The 21,740-nt window shown below is 31.2% G+C and carries 9 protein-coding genes and 1 tRNA gene; 1 reads left to right on the top strand and 9 read right to left on the bottom strand.

The features are described from left to right. Position 1: 1 nt before the first annotated feature. The 3 genes from ACKTTV_RS09055 to aroC all read right to left on the bottom strand — a co-directional run bounded on the left by ACKTTV_RS09055 (position 2) and on the right by aroC (position 7,297). Complete coding sequence (locus ACKTTV_RS09055) at positions 2–4,210, bottom strand: fibronectin type III domain-containing protein (RefSeq protein WP_408030517.1); 4,209 nt, start codon at positions 4,208–4,210, stop codon at positions 2–4. A 776-nt stretch (positions 4,211–4,986) separates the two neighbouring features. Beyond that, on the bottom strand, positions 4,987–6,051 hold the full coding sequence (locus ACKTTV_RS09050; protein ID WP_408030516.1) for a PA0069 family radical SAM protein: 1,065 nt from the start codon (positions 6,049–6,051) through the stop codon (positions 4,987–4,989). 184 nt (positions 6,052–6,235) lie between these two features. Beyond that, complete coding sequence (aroC, locus tag ACKTTV_RS09045; RefSeq protein ID WP_408030515.1) at positions 6,236–7,297, bottom strand: chorismate synthase; 1,062 nt, start codon at positions 7,295–7,297, stop codon at positions 6,236–6,238. Between the two features lie 338 nt (positions 7,298–7,635). On the opposite strand from aroC, the gene ACKTTV_RS09040 reads away from it, so the two are divergent. Next, positions 7,636–7,720, top strand: a tRNA-Ser gene (locus tag ACKTTV_RS09040). A 785-nt stretch (positions 7,721–8,505) separates the two neighbouring features. Here ACKTTV_RS09040 and ettA read toward each other — a convergent pair. From ettA to ACKTTV_RS09010, 6 genes are all read right to left on the bottom strand, one after another. Further along, a complete protein-coding gene (gene ettA / locus ACKTTV_RS09035) occupies positions 8,506–10,197 on the bottom strand; it encodes an energy-dependent translational throttle protein EttA (protein WP_408030514.1) in 1,692 nt (563 codons plus the stop codon). 37 nt (positions 10,198–10,234) lie between these two features. Beyond that, a complete protein-coding gene (locus ACKTTV_RS09030) occupies positions 10,235–10,411 on the bottom strand; it encodes a CAL67264 family membrane protein (RefSeq protein WP_408030536.1) in 177 nt (58 codons plus the stop codon). Between the two features lie 150 nt (positions 10,412–10,561). Continuing rightward, positions 10,562–13,171, bottom strand: a complete 2,610-nt coding sequence (locus ACKTTV_RS09025; RefSeq protein ID WP_408030513.1) for a response regulator — start codon at positions 13,169–13,171, stop codon at positions 10,562–10,564. A 452-nt stretch (positions 13,172–13,623) separates the two neighbouring features. Further along, complete coding sequence (locus ACKTTV_RS09020) at positions 13,624–16,227, bottom strand: hybrid sensor histidine kinase/response regulator transcription factor (RefSeq protein WP_408030512.1); 2,604 nt, start codon at positions 16,225–16,227, stop codon at positions 13,624–13,626. A 99-nt stretch (positions 16,228–16,326) separates the two neighbouring features. After that, the gene (locus ACKTTV_RS09015; protein WP_408030511.1) at positions 16,327–18,879 is read right to left on the bottom strand and encodes a hybrid sensor histidine kinase/response regulator transcription factor; all 2,553 of its coding nucleotides are present in this window, start codon (positions 18,877–18,879) and stop codon (positions 16,327–16,329) included. A gap of 210 nt (positions 18,880–19,089) precedes the next feature. Beyond that, positions 19,090–21,657, bottom strand: a complete 2,568-nt coding sequence (locus ACKTTV_RS09010) for a hybrid sensor histidine kinase/response regulator transcription factor (protein WP_408030510.1) — start codon at positions 21,655–21,657, stop codon at positions 19,090–19,092. Positions 21,658–21,740 lie beyond the last annotated feature (83 nt).

Below are 21,740 nucleotides of genomic sequence, written 5' to 3'. Positions count from 1 at the left end.
TTTATTGAATTACCACCTTCTGAGTATGTGGCTTTAAGTCATTATCTATTTTTAAAATATAGATTCCCTTCTTTAATGAACTTACATCAACTTCGCTTTCTTTAACCACTCCCTGTTTTACAGGAATACCGTTTATGGTAAATAGATTGTACATGGAATTTTCGTAAGCACTTGATACCACTACTGCTTGCTGAGATTGATTTCCATTTAAAACAACTCTAATATTACTTTCTGGTCTATCTAATGAAGTTAACTCCCAAGAAGAATACATTCTACCTAAATCATTTTCAGCAATTACTCTCCAGAATAAATAAGGAGTTGGTATATTATTAAATGAATAATTGGTACCTATAAATGGTCCGAATTCTTTAATAGTAACACCGTCATAACTTGAAACATAATAACGGTTTGTATTTCTTGTACTTCTCCAGGTAGCTACAAATGAGTTAGCACCAATACTTCTCGCTACTAAACCGTATGGTCTTTCTGGGTACTCCTTGTGTAAAGTTACCACTGTAATAGGCTCACTTAACTCTGATTTATTTCCTTCATAATCTGTTGCGCTCACTTGATACGTATGTAATGAAAACGGCGCTAATCCTTCAATTAAAACATTAGCAATACCATTTTCTCCTACTTTAACGATATTACCTCCTATTTGTTCAAAAACTTCATAATAGGCTACACCTACATTGTCAGTCGAGTCATCCCAAACCAACTCTAAACTTGATGACGTAATGTTTTTAGCTTGCACATTGTTTGGCCTTGATGGAGGCGTCAAATCTGGATCTCCTTTTAAAAAGATCTGAAAACTTTCACTAGGTTTTGATTTGACTCCAGCTTTACTTACTGCAACTATGCTTCCCCAGTATAATTTATCTGGTTTTAAACTTGTTACCGTAATTTCAGTAGTTTCAGATGAACCTATCTTTCTATTTTCTCCGCCAAATCTTTCAAAATCAAAGCCATTTTGAACAAATACATCATAATGAGATATTTGTACATTCTCTTTTGCAATTGGTGCATTCCATTTGAAAACAACACTTGTGTAAACATCGCCTATAATTGTTGGGTTTGTAGGTGAATTTGGCTCGTATTGGTTTACTCCTTCAAATCTAAAACTAACTGCATTACTTCTTTCTGATTTAGAGTCATCGCTTCCTATTGCTTTCACATAACAATAAAACCAGAAATTCGACGGAAGTTTATCTAATACTATTTGGGTATTGGTGGTTGTTCCCAATAATTCATAATTAGAATCATAGACTTCATACCCCTTTACTACTTCTGAACCTGTTGGAGGTTCCCATTTTAAAGTAGCTCGAATTCCTGTATTCTCCGACACAACTAAGTTTTGTGGTGGATTTGGCATAAAAACGCTTTTGGTTGCAAAGCTCAGCACCTCCGATGACTCAGATCTATTTCCAGCAGTATCTAGAGCTACAATTGTAAGGTTATAATCAGTAGAACCTGTTAAGCTTTCTAATGGTAAATAACTTTCAGCACCAACAGTTTTTGTTAATAAAACCGTTTCATTACCAACTTGATTGTAAACTTCGTAATGTGAAACACCTGTATTATCAAATGAAGGCTCCCAGCTTAAAATGGCCGTAGTTTTCTTGATCTCAAACACATATAAATTAACAGGAACTGAAGGAGCTTCTGTATCTGTCCAAGTAAACTTTATAGGCACACTAAATTCTGAGAACGAATTATTGCATGTGCTTCTAACTTTTAACTCATAGGCTACTCCAGATTGAAGTGTAGTATTCTTAAAATAAAAAGTGTTTATTCCGCTGGTTTGGGTTGTCCACTCAGTTTCATTCACTGTTTTGTAAAGAATTTCGTAATCTTCTAAACTCTTCTTTCCCTCCCAAGAAATAGTAACTCCTTTTTCTTGAACTAATGCATTTACTTGACTTGGAATATGTAACGTACACGGTACTCCATTTGCATCAGGTATTGGTGATTTCCAAACACCTCTTCCGTAAGTTCCTGCAACGATAATCTTATCTTCTGCACTTATTTCTAAATCTCTAATTGGAACATTCGGTAAATTATTATTGTATAACTCCCAAGGTTTTTCACCATTTTTATAGAACAAACCATAACGTGTACCTAAAAATAAGTTATTTGTATATGGTTGATGTTTAATTACATTAATATTCTTTGGTAAATCATTTGAAACCAAAGTAACTTCACTTGCTGTTTGTCCTGCGGTATTGGCTTTATAAAGTTTCTCTTCTCCATTCCTTGTTTTGGTTGTAAACCAAATTGTATTACTTCCATCTTGACTTAACTCCATGTCTTCAATTGAATCAACATCATCATGAAAAACACTAAATGTTTTCCCTCCGTCGATACTCTTAAATAACATAGATTCATAAGATGTAACATTAGAATCAGTAGTAACTAAGGCATAAATTATATTGTCATTGTTGTCATCTATAATAAAACTTAAAATAATACCTCCAAAATCATGTAACTTCTCAAATTTACCAGATGCTATATTTGCTTTATACAAAGCATTGTACCCAACATACATCTCATCTTTACCATTTATATCGGAAGCAACAACCCATAATGTGCTTTTCTCATCGGCTGGTTTCGCTATTGACCCTCCGTAGTATTCTCCTAAATCTCTCCCATAAAATAATTTTTCACCATGCTGCATTAATCCATAAATCAGCCCCTCATTTCCAGATCCAATTGCACAATCCATTCCATCGGCACCATGCCAATTTTTCCATATTCTATTTTTGAAAATTTGTCCTCCGTTATCTTGCGTTCCTCCGATAATAACATCGGTATCAACATTATAAAGATCTGCGAAATTAACTTTATAATACTGTCCAATATTTAAACCTTTAGAATGATCTCTAAAAGTACCGTTTACATCGTGCGTAATGAACCCTCCATCGTTTCCACAGAAAAGTTCTCCTTTATTATATCCTAAAAAGTGTACGTCAGCATGGCCGTAGCGTGCACTTCTAAAAGTACGCCCTCCATCTTTTGAAATTTTCCCCCAAATAGCTCCAATTGCGATGTGCTCTGGGTTTACATCAGATACTGCCATTGCCCAATCATACCAACTCTGTCTTGTTAGCAATAAATTTCTATTTAACTCTACAAATGATTCTGCAGCATTTTCGGACTTATATAATATACCTCCTGTTTCCGAGGTTAAGACATTTGCTGAAAAAACATATAAATTCTCAGGAGCTGCTGGAGTTACATCGATCACAGTTCTCTCTAATTCGACTGGGATACCTGCTGTTTTATCTGTAAAAGTTAAGCCACCGTCAGTAGATTTTGATAATTTCACTCCATGACCAATGATCCAATTTATTACATACAACACATCTGGATTATTAGGCTTCAACCTTAAATCCTTAATATTTCCATCCAAAACTCTGGTCCAATTATTACCAGCATCCAATGTTTTATATAAACCATTAGATGTAGCACTCCATAAAATATTTGAATTATTCGGGTGCATGAATAACTCGCCTCCTATTGAGTATGGATCTATTTCTGGTGTATACTTAGCATTTGTTTTCCAAGTTTTACCTCCATCAATACTTTTAAATACACCTAATCCATATGTATCTCTGGCATCATCATCTCCTGTTGAAATGTAAATAATATTGGAGTCGTTTGGATCGACAACAATACCAGATACTCCAATTGCAGGTAAATGATCCGTTAATGGCTCCCAAGAAATTCCTTTATCTACTGATTTCCATAATCCTCCTGCAGGTGCTCCAACATAATATATATTTGGATTGTTAGGGTCAACTATAGCTACGTTTACACGTCCTTGCCCCGTAGGAGAAGTCATTGGCCCAGTTGATGTCCAATTACTAGTATTTCCAGAAGCCGCAAATTTCTGGTGTTCCGTTATATTTGTTTCGTATAAGTATTGCGCAGAAGGAATGGTACCATCAGGTAATAACATTGATTGTACGTTATATTCCCATCTTTTAAAGGGCTTATATCCTGAGCCCTTTGTAGTATGATCTTTATCTTTCCAATACTCGTTGAAAGCTCTTGAGATTTTAGCTAAAGATTGGCTATTATTTGCCCTCTGAAGAGATCTTGCTCCAGACTCTTGGCTGTTTAAATTTTTCATCCACGGCGCATCAGGATTATATTGCGCTATGATATAATTACTAAGTAGTAGTAATGATATGTATAATAGTTTTTTCATTTTGATTAAATTAAATAATAGGTGCCCTGTACCCGTTTCCAAATTCATTATCCTTTTTATGAATTTCAAACGGGCTAACTTTTTCCTAGTAAAAACCACCTAAGAACTTTTTAAGCTCTTAATAAGTTTCTGTTTTGATTGTTTAATTACCGAAATATTCAAAGTACATACCCTTCGCTTTAGAATATTCAGTTATTAAAGGAATCTTCAATCCAGTAAAATTTTGCTTTTTTTATATATGTGATTTCAATGCCATCCTTAATGACATTTCATCGTGTAGTTCATTGATTTAAGTGGTTAGTAGTTTGGTTATGGTTGTTTTCGTAATTAAGTTTTACAGGTATACTTTGGTTGTTTACTTTTATTCTAAGTATAAGTTTTGTTTGAACAACATTTATATTTCCCCTAAATACAAATGTTTTTATTTGAGTGTTTCTTATTTACTTTATTTCATTTTTTAATACTCGCATCGAATATTCTTAGTAGATTTTTTTGTGGCTAATATTTGTTTTCTTTTGTTCAAACTACGTATACCTAGCATAAAAATACTATATCAAAGATAAACATTTAGCGTAAAACTAAAGTAAAAAAACCCCACTGAAACTATAGGAAAACTCACTTTTATTCTTTTATTCTTTTTTAACAAAATAAACTTAAATATCTCTAATTAAATAACACCTAAAAAGGGAAAACTAAATAAATTTAAGTTTTAATTTAGTTTTGATTTTCCGTAGATTTCTTTTTGTAAATATGTAATGTTAAGCTATCTATAAATTTTAAAATAATTTCATCTGAGCCGAAGGATTTCTCTCAAACAAACTGAAATCAAACTCTACTTTCTTTTCATGTTTGAAGTAAAGCTTCTTTGCCAATAAAAACTGTTGTTTTATTTGCTCAGCAATTTTTCCTTCACCTCTCATTCTAACACCGTATCTTGATTCATTTAAAGTTCCTCCATGAATATCCTTAATTTGGTTAAGAACCTTATTGGATCTATCTGGGTAGGTTTTATGCAACCAATCTGTAAAGATATCTCCAATTGCTCCATTTAGCCTAACCGAAGTATATCCAATTGAATTTGCTCCGTATTCCGATGATTTCTTTGCTAGAGGCAGCAACTCGTGGCTGTTAATAGAAGGAATTATAGGGGCAATCATTACATTTACAGGAATTTCATGATGGGATAGCTTTTTTACCACTTCAAAACGCCTTTTTATTGTTGCTGTTCTGGGTTCTAAAATACTTCTAGTTTTCTCCGAAAGCGATGTTATTGAAATACTAACCTTTACTAAATTTAAAGCAGCCAGTTCCTTAAGTAAATCCAAATCCCTTAATATCAAAGCATTTTTTGTAATAATACTTACTGGGTGCTTATGCTCGAGTAAAACTTTTAACATTGCCCTGGTTATTTCCAATTTTCTCTCAATGGGCTGATAACAATCCGTATTTCCTGATAACATAATATTCTCAGGTTTCCATGTTCTACTTTGTAGTTTCTTTTTTAATAATTGAGCTGCATTTGCTTTATATAGAATTTTCTTTTCAAAATCTAATCCTGCTGAATATCCCCAATATTCATGACTGTTTCTTGCATAACAATAGATACAACCATGTTCACATCCTTGATATGGATTCATTGAATACACAAAACCGATATCGGGACTCGTAACTTTATTTAAAATTGTTTTTGGGAAAACCTCAAGATAAGATGTTGAACTTTGTTCTACTTTATCATTTTCAAGTTGACAATAGTTCAAGAATTCATCTAAGAGACTGTGTTCGTCTTTTAAAAACTTATTTTGCGTATTGGTCTGCGCTCCCCTTCCTTTAATATACTCCATATTAAAACCATTAAAAATTAGAAAATACTATGATTTTATCGAGAAAAAGTTAGATCGAACTTCTCAATACATGAATGTGTATTACCAGTATTATAATACACTTTAAAGGTACATTAAAAACTGATTAGAAAATCTTTGAATTCAAAAATTTATTCACAAAAAAAGGAGCTAATCGCTCCTTTTCTTAAATTGTTCTTGTTTTATTTAGTAGATAGAAATCTGCCAATACCAATGCTGTAAGTGCTTCTACAATAGGAACAGCTCTTGGTACCACACAAGGATCATGTCTTCCCTTTCCTTGAATTTCGGTAACATCTCCTTCAGAATTTATCGTAGGTTGATTTTGCATTATGGTTGCCACAGGTTTAAAGGCAACTCTAAAATAAACATCCATTCCGTTCGAAATACCTCCTTGTACTCCACCAGATAAGTTTGTTTTTGTAGATCCATCTGCATTAAAAATGTCATTATGCTCAGAACCTTTCATTTCCGCACCTGCAAAACCGCTACCAAATTCAAATCCTTTCACTGCGTTTATTGACAACATGGCTTTACCTAATTCAGCATGCAGTTTATGAAAAATAGGCTCTCCTAAACCAACAGGTATGTTTTGAGCAACACAAGTAATGGTTCCTCCAATGGTATTTCCTTCTTTTCGTATTTCTTTGATTCTTTCAATCATTTTCTCGGCAACCTTTTCATCAGGACATCTGACATCATTTGTTTCCGTTTTCGAAAAGTCTAATTCCGAATATGGTGTCTCAGTATAAATAGTTCCTACAGATGATGTAAAAGCATTAATACTTATATGACTAATCAATTGCTTTGCCAAGGCTCCTGCAACCACCCAGTTTGCAGTTTCTCTAGCAGAAGTTCTTCCTCCTCCTCTATGATCACGAGTACCATATTTTTTATCATAAGTATAATCGGCATGAGAAGGGCGGTACACATTAGTATTATGATTATAATCTTTACTTTTCTGATTTGTGTTTTTTATTACAAATCCTATAGATGCCCCCGTAGTAACTCCTTCAAAGATTCCCGACAAAAACTCAACTTGATCTGGTTCTTTTCGTTGTGTTACTATTTTTGATTGTCCCGGCCTCCGCCTGTCTAATTCGTTTTGTATGGCCTCTAAATTTACTTTTACTCCAGCTGGAAATCCATCAATAATACCTCCTATTGCGACTCCATGAGATTCTCCAAAAGTTGTTAGTTTAAGAATGTTTCCGAATGAATTAAACATATGATAATAATTTTCAAGCGAATGTAGAATTATTTATTAGAACTACACAATTAAATCAATACAATTATGGGGTATTTTTAAGGTATCACGCTTGTTAAATCGACTAAAACGATTGAGAAATATGCATTGCTATGTTGATTTTCGATACTTATTGATTCAATTCATATAAACAGTAAAAAAAAATAAAACTTTTTTTTCAACGGAAACTACTGAAATTAAAAAAGTTAACAATCCAATTAAAAAAGTAGCCGAAAAAACTTTCAAAAAACTTTTTTAGAATTAAAAAAAGGTTCTATATTTGCACCCGCAATCAGGGCACACAACCTGATGACACTCGAGGAGAAATGGCAGAGTGGTCGAATGCGGCGGTCTTGAAAACCGTTGACTGTAACAGGTCCGGGGGTTCGAATCCCTCTTTCTCCGCTAATCCGAAGCAATCGCTTCGGATTTTTTTTAGGGGATTAAAGAGAGAAAGCTTGTTGGAATACGACAAGCTTTTTCCATTTATATGAATCACAACTAGTTAACACTCCCTTTCTACCCAAATTCATCTCTATTCTATTTTCTCACATTATAATTTGCCTGGCTAATGGGTAATAAATCAATCATATACATACTATACAAAGAACGTTCAAACAACATGCATTAAGTTAATCATGAGTAGACCGAAAATCAACAAGAGTAGGCAAAACTTTAAAGTTAAACTATAATGAAAAAATCTTTTTTTATCAAAAGGACTAGAAAAATTCGCAGATCTTCAAGTTGACAACTTAAATAACATAAAAGGAGGTGCTGAAGATATTCCAGTAGATGTTTATTATCCAACTCCAGGAGATTGACGTCGTTGCCTGCAAGAACAAGTATGGTCGGATAGACTGGGAAAATGCGTTAATTATATTGAAGCACATGAAATAGCACATAGATTAGGGTAAACATTAGTTATAATGAAAGAAGTTATTCTTTTAGCTAAAAGAATAACTTCTTACTTAAACCATTTCACTTATGCTATTTGATGCTTTAATAATAAAGGTTGCTAGTAGATGTAATCTTAACTGTTCGTATTGTTTTATGCATAATTTGGGTGATTCGAGTTATAAACTTCAACCTAATTTTATGAGTTCAGATACTGTAGATGCAATTCTTATAAAAACTCAAAATTTATTGAGTGCGCAAAAAAAAAGAGAGGAGCGAACTCCTCTCTTTTAAATTTATCTAATTAATTTTTTATACTTGATTCGTTTTGGCATCACATCACCACCCAAACGTTTCTTTTTATTTTCTTCATACTCCGAGAAAGAACCTTCAAAGAAATACACCTGACTATCTCCTTCAAAAGCTAAGATATGAGTACATATTCTATCTAAAAACCATCTATCATGGGAAATAACCACGGCACATCCTGCAAAGTTTTCTAATCCTTCTTCAAGAGCTCTTAGTGTATTTACATCTAAATCATTCGTAGGCTCATCTAACAACAGAACGTTACCTTCTTCTTTAAGTGTCATTGCCAAATGCAATCGGTTTCTTTCTCCTCCAGATAAGGTTTCTACTTTTTTATTTTGTTCATTTCCTGAGAAATTGAAACGGCTTAAATAAGCACGAGAGTTCACCTGCTTTCCTCCCATCATTACCAAGTCTTGCCCATCTGAGAAGTTTTCCCAAATCGTTTTCTTAGGATCAATATTGGCGTGACTTTGGTCGACATAAGCGATTTTTGCAGTTTCTCCAACAGAGAAAGTACCAGCGTCAGCAGTTTCCTCGCCCATTATCATTCTAAAAATGGTTGTTTTACCAGCACCGTTAGGTCCAATGATACCAACAATTCCTGCTTGAGGCAAATTGAATTCTAAATTTTCATACAATAACTTCTCACCATATGCTTTAGACACTCCACTCGCATCAATTACATTGGTTCCTAAACGAGGTCCATTGGGTATAAAGATTTCTAATTTCTCTTCTACTTGTTTTTGGTCTTGGTTCAGAAGTTTATCGTAATTCTTTAAACGAGCTTTCGATTTTGCTTGACGTCCTTTTGCTCCCTGACGTACCCATTCCAACTCTCGTTCAAGAGTTTTTTGACGTTTTGATGCTGCTTTACTTTCTTGAGCCAATCTCTTTGATTTTTGATCTAACCAAGAAGAATAATTTCCTTTCCAAGGAATTCCTTCTCCTCTATCAAGCTCTAAGATCCAGCCTGCAACATTATCTAAGAAATAACGGTCGTGCGTTACAGCAATTACGGTTCCTTTGTATTGAGCTAAATGATGCTCTAACCAATGAACAGATTCTGCATCCAAGTGGTTGGTAGGCTCATCTAACAATAAAATCTCTGGCTCTTGTAATAATAATCGGCATAATGCCACTCTACGACGCTCTCCTCCAGACAAAACACCTATTTTTTTATCTGGTTCAGGAGTACGTAAAGCATCCATTGCTATCTCTAACTTTGTATCTAATTCCCAAGCATTTGAAGCATCAATTTGATCTTGAAGTTCAGCTTGTTTAGCCATTAACTTTTCCATTTTGTCAGGATCAGAATATACTTCCTCTAACCCGAACATATCGTTTATTTTATTGTATTCATCTAAAACAGCAACCACATCTGCAACTCCTTCTTTCACGATTTCAATAACCGTTTTATCTTCATCTAATTGTGGTTCTTGTTCAAGGTATCCTACCTTATATCCAGGAGAGAATACAACATCACCTTGGTAATTTTTTTCTACTCCAGCAATAATCTTTAATAAAGTAGATTTACCAGATCCGTTAAGACCAAGAATACCGATTTTTGCTCCATAAAAAAAGCTTAAATAAATATCCTTTAAAACTTGTTTTCCAGTGCTCTGATAGGTTTTAGAAACCTTATTCATTGAAAAGATAATCTTCTTATCGTCGCTCATTATTTTGTAATCTTTTAAAAATTAATTTCGGAATGTACTATACTCTACCTTTAAGTGCATTAAAAACCCAAGCATTTGCAAAAAAACCTAAACCGACAGCACCAAATCCATAACCAGCAATTTCGTCATACTTAAATACCGCCAAAGCGACTAGTAGAATTCCCATTAAAATCATAATTAATGTTGCCCATCCAAGAACAGTGTTTTTATTCATTGCCATAATTGATATTTTATATAAAGGATAAAGAAGGAATTATTACCTTCTTTACACAAAAGTAAAAGGCAAATATCGTAATTATTTATTCAAGAAAGCAATAAAGATTTTCAGAGTTTTGGTATTCTTTTTAGATCATAAGAAGAGATACTAACCTGCTTTAAGCAATTCACTTGGGCTTATACCGAATCTTTGCTTGAATTTTACCGAAAAATAAGAAGCACTTTTTATCCCCACAGAATATCGAACATTATTAATATCAGCCTCCTCCTTGTTCTTAATTTTCTTATAAGCTTCCTGCAATCTGACCTCAAGAATAAACTTCACTGGGGTTAGGCCTGTAAGTTTTTTAATAATTCTTTCTAGTTGTCTCTGACTAAAATTTACTTCTTCAGCAAGTAATGACACTGAAAAGCTTTCTTTATCAATATTTTCTAATACAATTTCTTGAAGTCTTTTTAGATTCTTTTCTTCAAAAGTTTCAACCTCTTTTTCTGTTTCCTTCACCTGCTTCATCCAGCTTTCCCTTTTTTCCTTATTCTCTAACAAACAGTTAATTCTTGCAATTAACTCATTCTTACTAAAAGGCTTTACAACATAATCATCAACCCCAATGTTAAATGCCTCCACCTTATTTTCTTCATACCCCAAAGCTGTTACCATTATAAATGGGATGTTTTCATTTTCAGGAAACTTTTTCATTTCCTTTCTAAATTCGATACCATTCATTTTAGGCATCATCACATCAGAAACCACAAGATCAAATTGTTTTTCTCCTAATTTTTCTAAACCTTCCTCTCCATTAAAAGCAAACTCACAGCTGTATATTGGGGATAAAATCTTCTCATAATAATCCACCATATAAGGATTATCTTCTACGATAAGAACTTTACTACCTTTATTTGATACTGTATTAGCATAAGTTGTACTTACATTCGATTTATTCTTTAATTGTTTTGAAACTACTTCTGTATCTTCAAGTAATTCCTCATCATTAACAATAGGAAACTGTACCTTAAAAGATGCACCTTCATTTGGCTTGCTTTCAACTGTTATAGTTCCTTTAAGATTATCAACAATATCTTTAACTATTGCCAAACCAATTCCAAAACCTTCTGATTTTCCTTTTTTATCTTCTTGATAAAATTTGCTAAAAATATTCTTCTGATTTTCCTCGCTAATTCCGCTTCCTTGATCAATAACTTGTATGTGGAACAAATCATCTTCTATAAATGCTATAAAAGTAACCTTGGTATTTTTTTGTGAAAATTTTATTGCATTACTTACCAAATTATTAACAAGGCTTTCCAGTTTATTTAAGTTAGTTTGTAAGGTAAAGTTTACCGGCAATTCAACACTGTAGTTCAGCTCTATATTTTTAATTTTGGCAATACTTTCGAAAGAGAAAAATAGTTGCTGTAAAAAAGGTTCTATAATTACATTCTCCAATCGGATATTTTCTTCTTTCTTATCTTCTCTTAGCAATGCTATAATATCAGAAATATTATTTATTACCTTATTGCTTTTTCTTCGTATTTCCCCAAGATATTTTCTCAATTCATCTCCAGAAATACTTTTATCGGCAGACAAATCTATATACCCTAAAATAAGAGATAATGGAGTTCTAATCTCATGAGCTATATTAATAAAAAGAGAAGCTCTAAACTTTTTAAAGTCTTGCTCATTTTCAAGCTCTAATCTTATTTTTTCCTTTTCATACTTCAGCCTTAAAAAATACCTCTGAAAAATAATAACAAGTAAAAGAAAAGTTCCTAATGACCCTATTATTAATAACTTTCTTTTATTTTCCTCTTTAACAACAACACCATCTTTTTCCTTTGTTACAAGGGTTAAATTTGTTTCTGTCATTTTCCTCAAACTGGAAATCAACGAGTCGTTATTTCGTTTGCTATATTCTAGGTATTTTTCTTTATAAGCTTCAACTTTATCTAAATCTTCTTTTTTCAGGTAATAATCAATGAAATTACTATAAACTCTCATTATTTTTTCAACATCATCGATATCTCCAAACCCTTTTTCTGCATACTTTAAGCATTCATACGCCTTATCCAAGCGATTTGTTTGGGTATATGATTTCGCAAGAGTAAGATTTATAACGTCTAAGTTTTGCTTTTTTATGGAGTCTAAAACTCTGATTTTATCAGGAGAGGTTATCGTATCGTATTGTTTTAATTTTTCAAAAAACATATCACCATACTTTACAGCTTCTTCATGTTTTCCTAGGTCATAACTATAAAAAACGGACAACTCATGAATAGGTAACAAATCATACGGATGTACATCTTTTTCCTCAGATATTTCAATAGCTTCTTTTAAAACCTTCTCTATTTCATCATATTTTTCTCTACCACGATATGAAATAGCCCTAACCTTACTAATACTTACATAATCGGACCACCTGTTATAATCACTATAATACTTTTGTAATTTATCTAGAATAACATCTCCTTTTTCAAAGTCAGAGCTCATCAAATAATACCAAACCATGAGCCTATATCTTTTTATTAACTCATGCTCATCAGTAACCAATTTAGCTTCTTTTGATAATCTGAACATTACTTTTGAAGCTCTTTCTGGCTCTAAACTAAAGAATATTATTTCTCTTAAAGAATCGTATTCCTTCTTTGATAAAGGAGCAACTCCTTTAATACCAACAAGATCGCTTTTATTGAACCCACACCCTAAAAGCGTTAATATCATTAACGCGACAACAATTCTATAAAAATATACTTTTTCCATTACTACCTTAAAGTCATCTCAACACTTTTTATAACTCTTTTCAAGTGTAATATTTACAGGTGACTTACCATCACTTCTATTCAAGTGAACAAAGTAACGAAAAAGCTATTAAAAAAAAGACACCAAAAGTCGAATTTGAGCAAGAGTTTTTTTCTGAAACAGAATTATTTGACGCATTTCAGTAAGCATGACTTTAAGTGAAGTACTACATTTGTCACAACAAATTAACAACCGAAATTAACAATCTTAATTGATCCCCCTAAGTCAATTGGCCCCATACCAGTAACCTAAACTAGGCGAAAATGGGGCTTTCTTTTAAATTTACTAGAACTACATCACTAAAACCATCATTAAATCTTTTGATTAGACCGTGCCTACTACATGTTTTAAAAAAACTTAATACTCTAAGTTTTTCTCATTTTTTTTCAAGTAAAATACCTTGTTGAGTGCTATTAACTTTCTTTTAACAGTTCACTTGGACTAATTCCAAAACGTTCTTTAAATTTTACTGAAAAATAAGAAGCACTTTTCATACCAATAGAATAGCGTACATTATTTATATCGACCTCCTCTTTATTTTTAATTTTTTTATAAGCTTCTTGAAGCCTTATTTCCAATACAAATTTAACTGGTGTTAACCCTGTAAGCTTTTTAGTAATTCTTTCTAATTGCCTTTGACTCAAGTTTACTTCTTTCGCCATTAAACTTACTGGAAAATTTTCCTTGTCAATATTATCTAAAACAATATCCTTAAGTCTTTTAAGATTTTTCTCTTCAAAGGTTTCAGTTTTATTTTCTTCTTCAGGCATATGCTTCATCCAACTTTCTCTCTTTTCTTTATTTTCTAGTAAACAACTAATTCTAGCAATTAATTCATTTTTACTAAAGGGCTTTACAATATAATCGTCAACACCAATATTAAAAGCCTCTATTTTATTTTCTTCATACCCCAAAGCTGTTACCAAAATAAATGGTATATCTTTACCTCCAACGAAATTTTTCATCTCTTTTCTAAACTCAATACCATCCATTTTAGGCATCATAACATCAGAAACAACAAGATCAAATTGATTTTCCTTTAATTTTTCCAAGCCTTCTTCTCCATTAAAAGCAAACTCTAAATTATATTGTGTAGATAATATTTTTTTATAATAATCAATCATATATGGATTATCCTCAACTATAAGAACTTTGCTCTGTTTATTCTCAGGATTGTCCGTGTATGTATAGTTTATGTCTGATTTACTTTTTAATCTTTTTGAAACGACCTCTATATCTTCATATAATTCCTTATTATTTATGATTGGAAACTTCACTTTAAATGTAGCGCCTTCATTTAGTTCACTTTCAACAATAACGGTTCCATTCAATTTGTCTGTAATATCTTTAACTATTGCCAAACCGATTCCAAAACCTTCTGATTTCCCTCTTTTATCTTCCTGATAAAATTTATTGAAAATATTTTTCTGATGCTCTCTACTTATACCGCTTCCTTCATCCTTAACATGAATATGGAAGAAATCATTTTCCATATAAGTATTGAAGCTAACTTCAGTATTTTTTGGAGAAAACTTAATTGCATTACTAACCAAATTAGATATTAAACTTTCTAACTTATTTAAGTCCGTCTGCAACTTATAATAACTTGGAATTCTCGCATTATAATTAAGTTCTATGTTTTTGATTTTAGCTACGCTTTCAAAAGAAAAAAACAACTGCTGCAAAAAAGGTTCTATGACAACATTTTCAAGCTTTAATTTCTCTTCCTTTTTATCTTCTTTTAACAGCGATATTATATCGGTAATATTCTTAATTATCTTGTTACTTTTTTTCTTGATTTCAACAAGGTACTTTTTAAACTTCATCTCATTCATAGACTGCTCCTCTAATAAATCGACATACCCCATTATTAAGGCCAAAGGAGTTCTTATTTCATGAGCTATGTTAATAAATAATGACGCCCTAAATTTTTTAAACTCTTGCTCCTTTTCCAAGTCTAAATAAATCTTTTCCTTTTCATACTTAAGACGCAAAAAATAACGTTGAAAAACTATTAAAATTAGCAATAATGCTCCTAGCCCTCCAATAACTAAAACTTTCCTTTTATTACCTTCTTCAAGCAAGGCCAAATCTTTTTCTTTTTCTGATAAATGTATGTTTGATTGCATAATCTCATTAAGATTAAAAACCAAAGTATCATTCTTTCTTTCATTATAGTTCAGGTACTTTTCTCTATAATGTTTGACGCTAACTAAATCATTCTTTTTTAAATAATAATCTACATAATAGCGATAGACTCTTGTTAATTTATCAACATCATCGTGTTTTCTAAATTCGCTTTCAGCCTTTTGTAAGTATTTAAACCCTTCAACTAAATTATTAGTATTAATATATGATTTTGCTAGCTCCAGATTCAATACATCTACATTAAACCTTTTAATAGAATCTAGTAATTTCCTTTCTTCTATAACTGTGTCATATTTTTTTATTTTATCAAAAAATATTTCTCCATATTTTATTGCCTTTGAGTAATTTTTCATGTCATAGCTATAAAATATAGATAGCTCATGAACTGGTAGGAGATCATAGAGGTAAACATTTTTTTCCTCTGCAACCTCAATTGCCTCCTTCAATAAACTTTCCATTTCTTTGTATTTTTTCTTCTTCCTGTAGAATATAGCGGCAATTTTGGAAAAACTCACATAATCAGACCATTTGTTATAATCTTTGTAATATTTGATTACTTTATCGAGTATTGAATCTCCTTTTTTGAAATTAGAAGACTTAATATAATACCATATCATTAATCTATATCTTCTCGCTTTCATATGAGGATCTTTTGTAAGAGCTACCTCTCTCTCCAACTTTAATAATACTTTAAATGCATTATCAGGCCTTTTATTAAATAAAATTTCATGCCTTAATGAGTCATACTCACTTTTTGTTAATGAAGAAACTTCTTCAACTCCTGTAAGATCATTCTTATTAAACCCACACCCCAAAAACGTCAAAATAATTAACGTAACAACAATTCTAAACCAATATACTTTTTCCATTACTTCCTTAAAGCCATCTACCCACTTTTTATAACTCTCTTTCGGAACAATATTTTAAGCTTTTTTCTTTTTTAAGCAAAAGTTCCTCTTGTATTCTATTTAACCATCTTTTAGCAACTCGCTCGGACTTATACCAAAACGTTCTTTAAATTTTACTGAAAAATAAGAAGCGCTTTTCATGCCAATTGAATAGCGGACATTATTTACATCGGCCTCCTCTTTATTTTTGATTTTTTTATAGGCCTCTTGCAACCTTATTTCCAAAACAAATTTAACTGGCGTTAATCCCGTTAGTTTTTTGGTAATTCTTTCTAACTGTCTTTGACTAAAATTCACCCTTTCTGCCAACTCTGCAACAGAAAAATCTTCACGATGAATGTTTTCTAAAATTAACTCTTGCAACTCTCTTAAATTTCTTTCTTCAAAAGTTTCAATTTCTTTTTCTACCTCATCTGAACTCTGCACCCACTCTTCTCTTTTCTGCTTATTTTCAATTAAACAGTTAATTCTTGCTATTAACTCTTTTTTACTAAATGGTTTTACAATGTAATCGTCTATACCTATATTAAACGCTTCTATTTTATTTTCTTCATAGCCTAATGCAGTTACCATTATAAAAGGAGCTCTTTTGTTTATTGATAAATTTTTCATATTCTTTCTGAACTCAATACCGTTCATTTTTGGCATCATAACATCAGATATAATAAGGTCATACTCTTTATTAGACAACTTTTCCAATCCTTCTTCTCCGTTAAAAGCAAAATCACATCGAAAAAATTTCGATAATATTTTCTCATAATAATCGATCATGTAAGGATTGTCTTCTACAATTAACAACTTACTCCCCTTATTAAATACACTTTCTGAAAGAGTTATAACTCCATTTTTTTCGTTTTTTATTTTCTTGGTAATAATTTCCCTCTCTTTATTCTCTTCTTGATTAATAACTGGAAACTCAACCTTAAAAATGGCTCCTTTACCCTCTTCACTTTCAACTGAAATATTTCCTTGCAGCGTATCAACAATATCCTTCACAATTGCTAAACCAATACCAAATCCTTCAGACTTACCTAATTTTTCTTCTTGATAAAACTTGCTAAAAATATGTTTTTGATTTTCTTTGCTTATCCCACTTCCCTCATCCTTTACATGAATATGAAAGAGATCACCTTCAAGAAATGCAGTAAATGTAATCGTAGAATTTTTCGGTGAAAATTTAATTGCATTACTAACTAAATTGGAGATTAAACTCTCAAGTTTGTTAAGGTTTGTTTTCAAAGAATAATTTGTAGGTAGCTCAACATTATAGTTAAGTTCAATACTCTTTATTTTAGCTACACTTTCAAAAGAAAAGAATAACTGTTGTAAGAAAGGTTCTATAATAACGTTTTCAAGTTTTACGTCCTCTTCTTTTTTATCCTCTTTTAACAATGATATAATATCTGAAATATTACTAATTATTTTATTACTTTTTCTCTTTATCTCAATAAGATATTTTTCCAATTCAGATTCATTGATACTCTGATCTTCTGATAAATCGATATACCCTAAAATTAAAGATAATGGCGTTCGAATTTCGTGTGCTATATTGATAAACAAGGAAGCTCTAAATTTCTTAAACTCTTGCTCTTTTTCTAGTGCTAAATGGATTCTTTCTTTTTCGTATTTAAGTTTTAAAAAGTACCTCTGAAAAATAATCACTAGCAACAAAAACGTTCCTAAAGAACCTATTATCAACATTCTTCTTTTATTTTCCTCTTTGACCACAAGCCCCTCACGTTCTTCCTTCATTAAATTGATATTATCTTCTGCAATTTTTTTATTACTAGTAATAAGAAAGTTGTTTAGTTCTGAATTATAATTCAAGTACTTTGTTTTAACATCCTTTACTTTTTCAAGCTCACCAGTTTTTAAATAATATTCTATAAAATTGGCATAAACTCTAATTATTTTTTTAACATCATTTTCCTCTACAAATTCCTTTTCAGCTAATTTCAAGTGTTTGTAAGCGTTTTCCAGGTCATTTACTTGAATATACGATTTTCCCATGGTTAAATTCAATACATCGATGGTATATCGTTTTATTGAATCGTATACTTTTTGGGTTTCTTTTGTCGAATGAAAATCTTCTAATTCATTAAAAAACAGTTTTCCATATTTTATACCTTCTTGATGTTTTCCTAAGTCATAACTATAAAATACTGACAATTCATGAAGAGGTAATAAGTCATATGGTTTTACATTTTCTCTTTCAGAAATTTCTATTGCCTCTTTTAAGACTATTTCCATTTCTGTATACTTTTTCCGACCTCTAAGAGATATACATCTTATTTTACTAAGTGTAACATATTCTGCCCATTTCTTATTCTCCTTATAATAATCTTGTATTTTGTCTAATAAGATATCCGCTTTTTCATAATCATTAACTTTCAAATAATATAGAACTAACAAATTTTGACGTTTGGCTAACTCATTAGGATTAATTACCCCATCCGTTTCTTTCAAAAGCTTATTAACCAACTCGGAGATTTTATTTGATTTCAAATTTACATTCAACATAACATTACGAAGTGAATCGTATTCCTTTTTTGTAAAAGGAATCACTTCAGCCTGATTTACTCTACTCTTCCTAAAACTGCAACTTGAATACATGAAAATTATTAAAAGGACTACTATCCTCAAAAAATACTTGGTCATTGTCATTTGATTATCAGCTTTTCACTTAAAAAACACTTTATTTTACACTAATCAACTTATTATGAGTTAATAAAAACTCAAGTAAGTATCATTTCCGATGTTAAAAAAATGGTTTCACTATAAAACAGCTTGATGTAAAATCTAAAAACCATTTCTATTAAACCGTTATTTTCTCTTCCTCAATAATTCACTAGGACTCATGCCAAAGCGCTCTTTAAATTTTACCGAAAAATAAGATGCACTTTTAAATCCTACAGAATATCTAATATTATTAACATCAATCTCTTCTTTATTCTTTATCTTTTTATAAGCTTCTTGTAATCTCACTTCAAGAATGAACTTCACAGGAGTTAAGCCCGTGAGGTTTTTAATTATTCTTTCCAATTGTCTTTGACTAAAATTTACTAATTGTGCCAAATGAGCAACAGTAAAATCTTCCTTATCTAAATTTGTAAGAATAACATTTTGAATGTTTTTCATCGTCTTCTCATCATAGGTTTCTATTTTTTCATCATTACGTTCTATATCCTTTATCCAAACTTCTCTTTGTTTTCTGTTTTCAATCAAACGATTTATTCTTACTATTAATTCATTTTTATTGAAAGGCTTAGCTATATAATCATCAATACCAAGATTATAGGCTTCCAACTTATTTTCTTCATAATCTAATGCAGTTACCATAATAAATGGTAAGTATTCGTATTCTGAGAGCTTCTTCATTTCTCTTCTCAACTCGATTCCGTCCATTTCAGGCATCATTACATCGGAGATAACCAAATCATACCTTACGTTTTTCAACTTCTCCAAAGCCTCTCTTCCATTAAAAACATAATCGCAATTGTATAGTTTTGACAATAACTTTTTATAATAATCAATCATATATGCATTGTCTTCAACTATCAAAAGCTTATTTTTCTTATTAAATAAATTATCTACAATTCTTTTTTTAGAATCGTTTTTCTGTTTTACTAAAGATTTCTTTGAAACCACAATTAATTCATTAGTTTCAAAACCATCAAGAGGGAATTCAACATTAAATACCGTTCCTTTATCCAACTTACTTTTTACACTAATTTTCCCATTAAGAACCTCCACAATATCCTTAACTATGGCTAAACCTATTCCAAAACCTTCGAATCCGCCATTGCTTTCTTCTTGATAAAATTTACTAAATATATGTTCTAAATCTTCATCTCTTATTCCCTTACCTTGATCTTCTACTTTTATGTGAAGACTATTATTTTTTACAAGTGTTATTAAACTTACTGTTGATCCTTTAGGTGAAAATTTTATTGCGTTTCCTACAAGATTATTTACTAGACTTTCTAGTTTCTTTAAATTTGTTAAAAGAGAGAAATCTTTTGGAAGTTTTGCCTTATAATTAAGCGAAATTTCTTTTATTTCTGCCATTGCTTCAAAAGAAAAAAACAATTGCTGCAAAACAGGTTCTATTAAAATGTTTTCTAACTCTATCTGTTCTTCCTTTTTATCTTCCTTCAGCAAGGAAATGATATCAGAAACATTGCTAATAACCTTATTACTTTTTTTTCTGATTTCTTTTAAATATTTTCTGAGTTCAACTTTGGAAATAGTTTTGTCTGCTGATAAATCGATATACCCTAAAATAAGTGATAATGGAGTTCTAATTTCATGTGCTATATTAATAAACAAGGATGCTCTGAATTTCTTAAACTCTTGTTCTTTAGCTAAGGCCAAATGAATGCTTTCATTTTCGTATTTAAGTTTTAAAAAAAACCTTTGAAAAATCACAATAAGTAATAGTAATGTTCCCAGTATGGCTATTATCAAAATTTTTATTTTATTTTCCTCTCCTTCTAACAACACCTTCTTTTCACTAGCAACTAATTTTAAATTTGTTTCTGAGATTTTCTGTCTAGTAGACAACAAAGAGTCATTATTACTTTGACTAAAGGCTAAATACTTGTTTTTATAATAATTAAGTTTATCTAAATCTTGTTTCTTTAAATAATAATCGATAAAATTACTATAAACCCTTGTCAACACTCCAACATTATGAAGTTCTTCAAAACTTTTCTCAGCATATTCTAAATAGGGATAAGCCTTATCCAATTTATTTAACTCTGTGTAAGACCTTCCTAAGGTTAAACTTAAAATATGAACATTTTCATCTTTAATAGAATCAAAAACTCTCCTTCTACTTTTAATGGTGTCATACATTTTGATTTTGTCAAAAAAAAGCTCTCCATATTTCACTGCTTCCTTGTGTTTACCTACATCATACGTATAAAAAACAGACAGCTCATGAATTGGTAATAAATCATAAGGATAAACCTGACTGTTTTCATTAGCAATGTCAATTGCTTCTTTTAAAACGGCTTCCATCTCTTCATTTCTTCCTCTTCCTCGATAATAAATACAAATCATCTTACTTAACATCATAAAGTCCGACCATTTGTCTTGTTCTTTATAGTACGTTTTTAGCTTTTCTATAATAGCATCTCCCTCTCTATAATCCGAAGAAATTATATAATACCAAAGCATTAATTTATAGCGCTTCAATAATTCATCGCGATCATCTAATTGCTTAGTTTCTTTTTCCAGCATGTAAAAAACCTCAAACCCCTTTTGAGGTTCTAGTCTATTAAAAATAATATTTCGTAAAGAATCATACCTGTTTTTTGTCAATGGTTGTATTTCAACTTTACTCGAGGTATTTTTTTCAAGTTTACACCCAAGAAAAGATATACACATTAACAAAATCACTATTTTATAAAGTGTTTGTATTTTTATTTGGTTAAAGCTAAACAATCACTAATAGTTTTAATTCATTTCTT

Origin of the sequence: Tenacibaculum xiamenense, assembly GCF_964513065.1 — a bacterium.
Classification (GTDB): domain Bacteria; phylum Bacteroidota; class Bacteroidia; order Flavobacteriales; family Flavobacteriaceae; genus Polaribacter; species Polaribacter xiamenense.
This window is presented reverse-complemented; position numbering and strand designations above follow the sequence as displayed.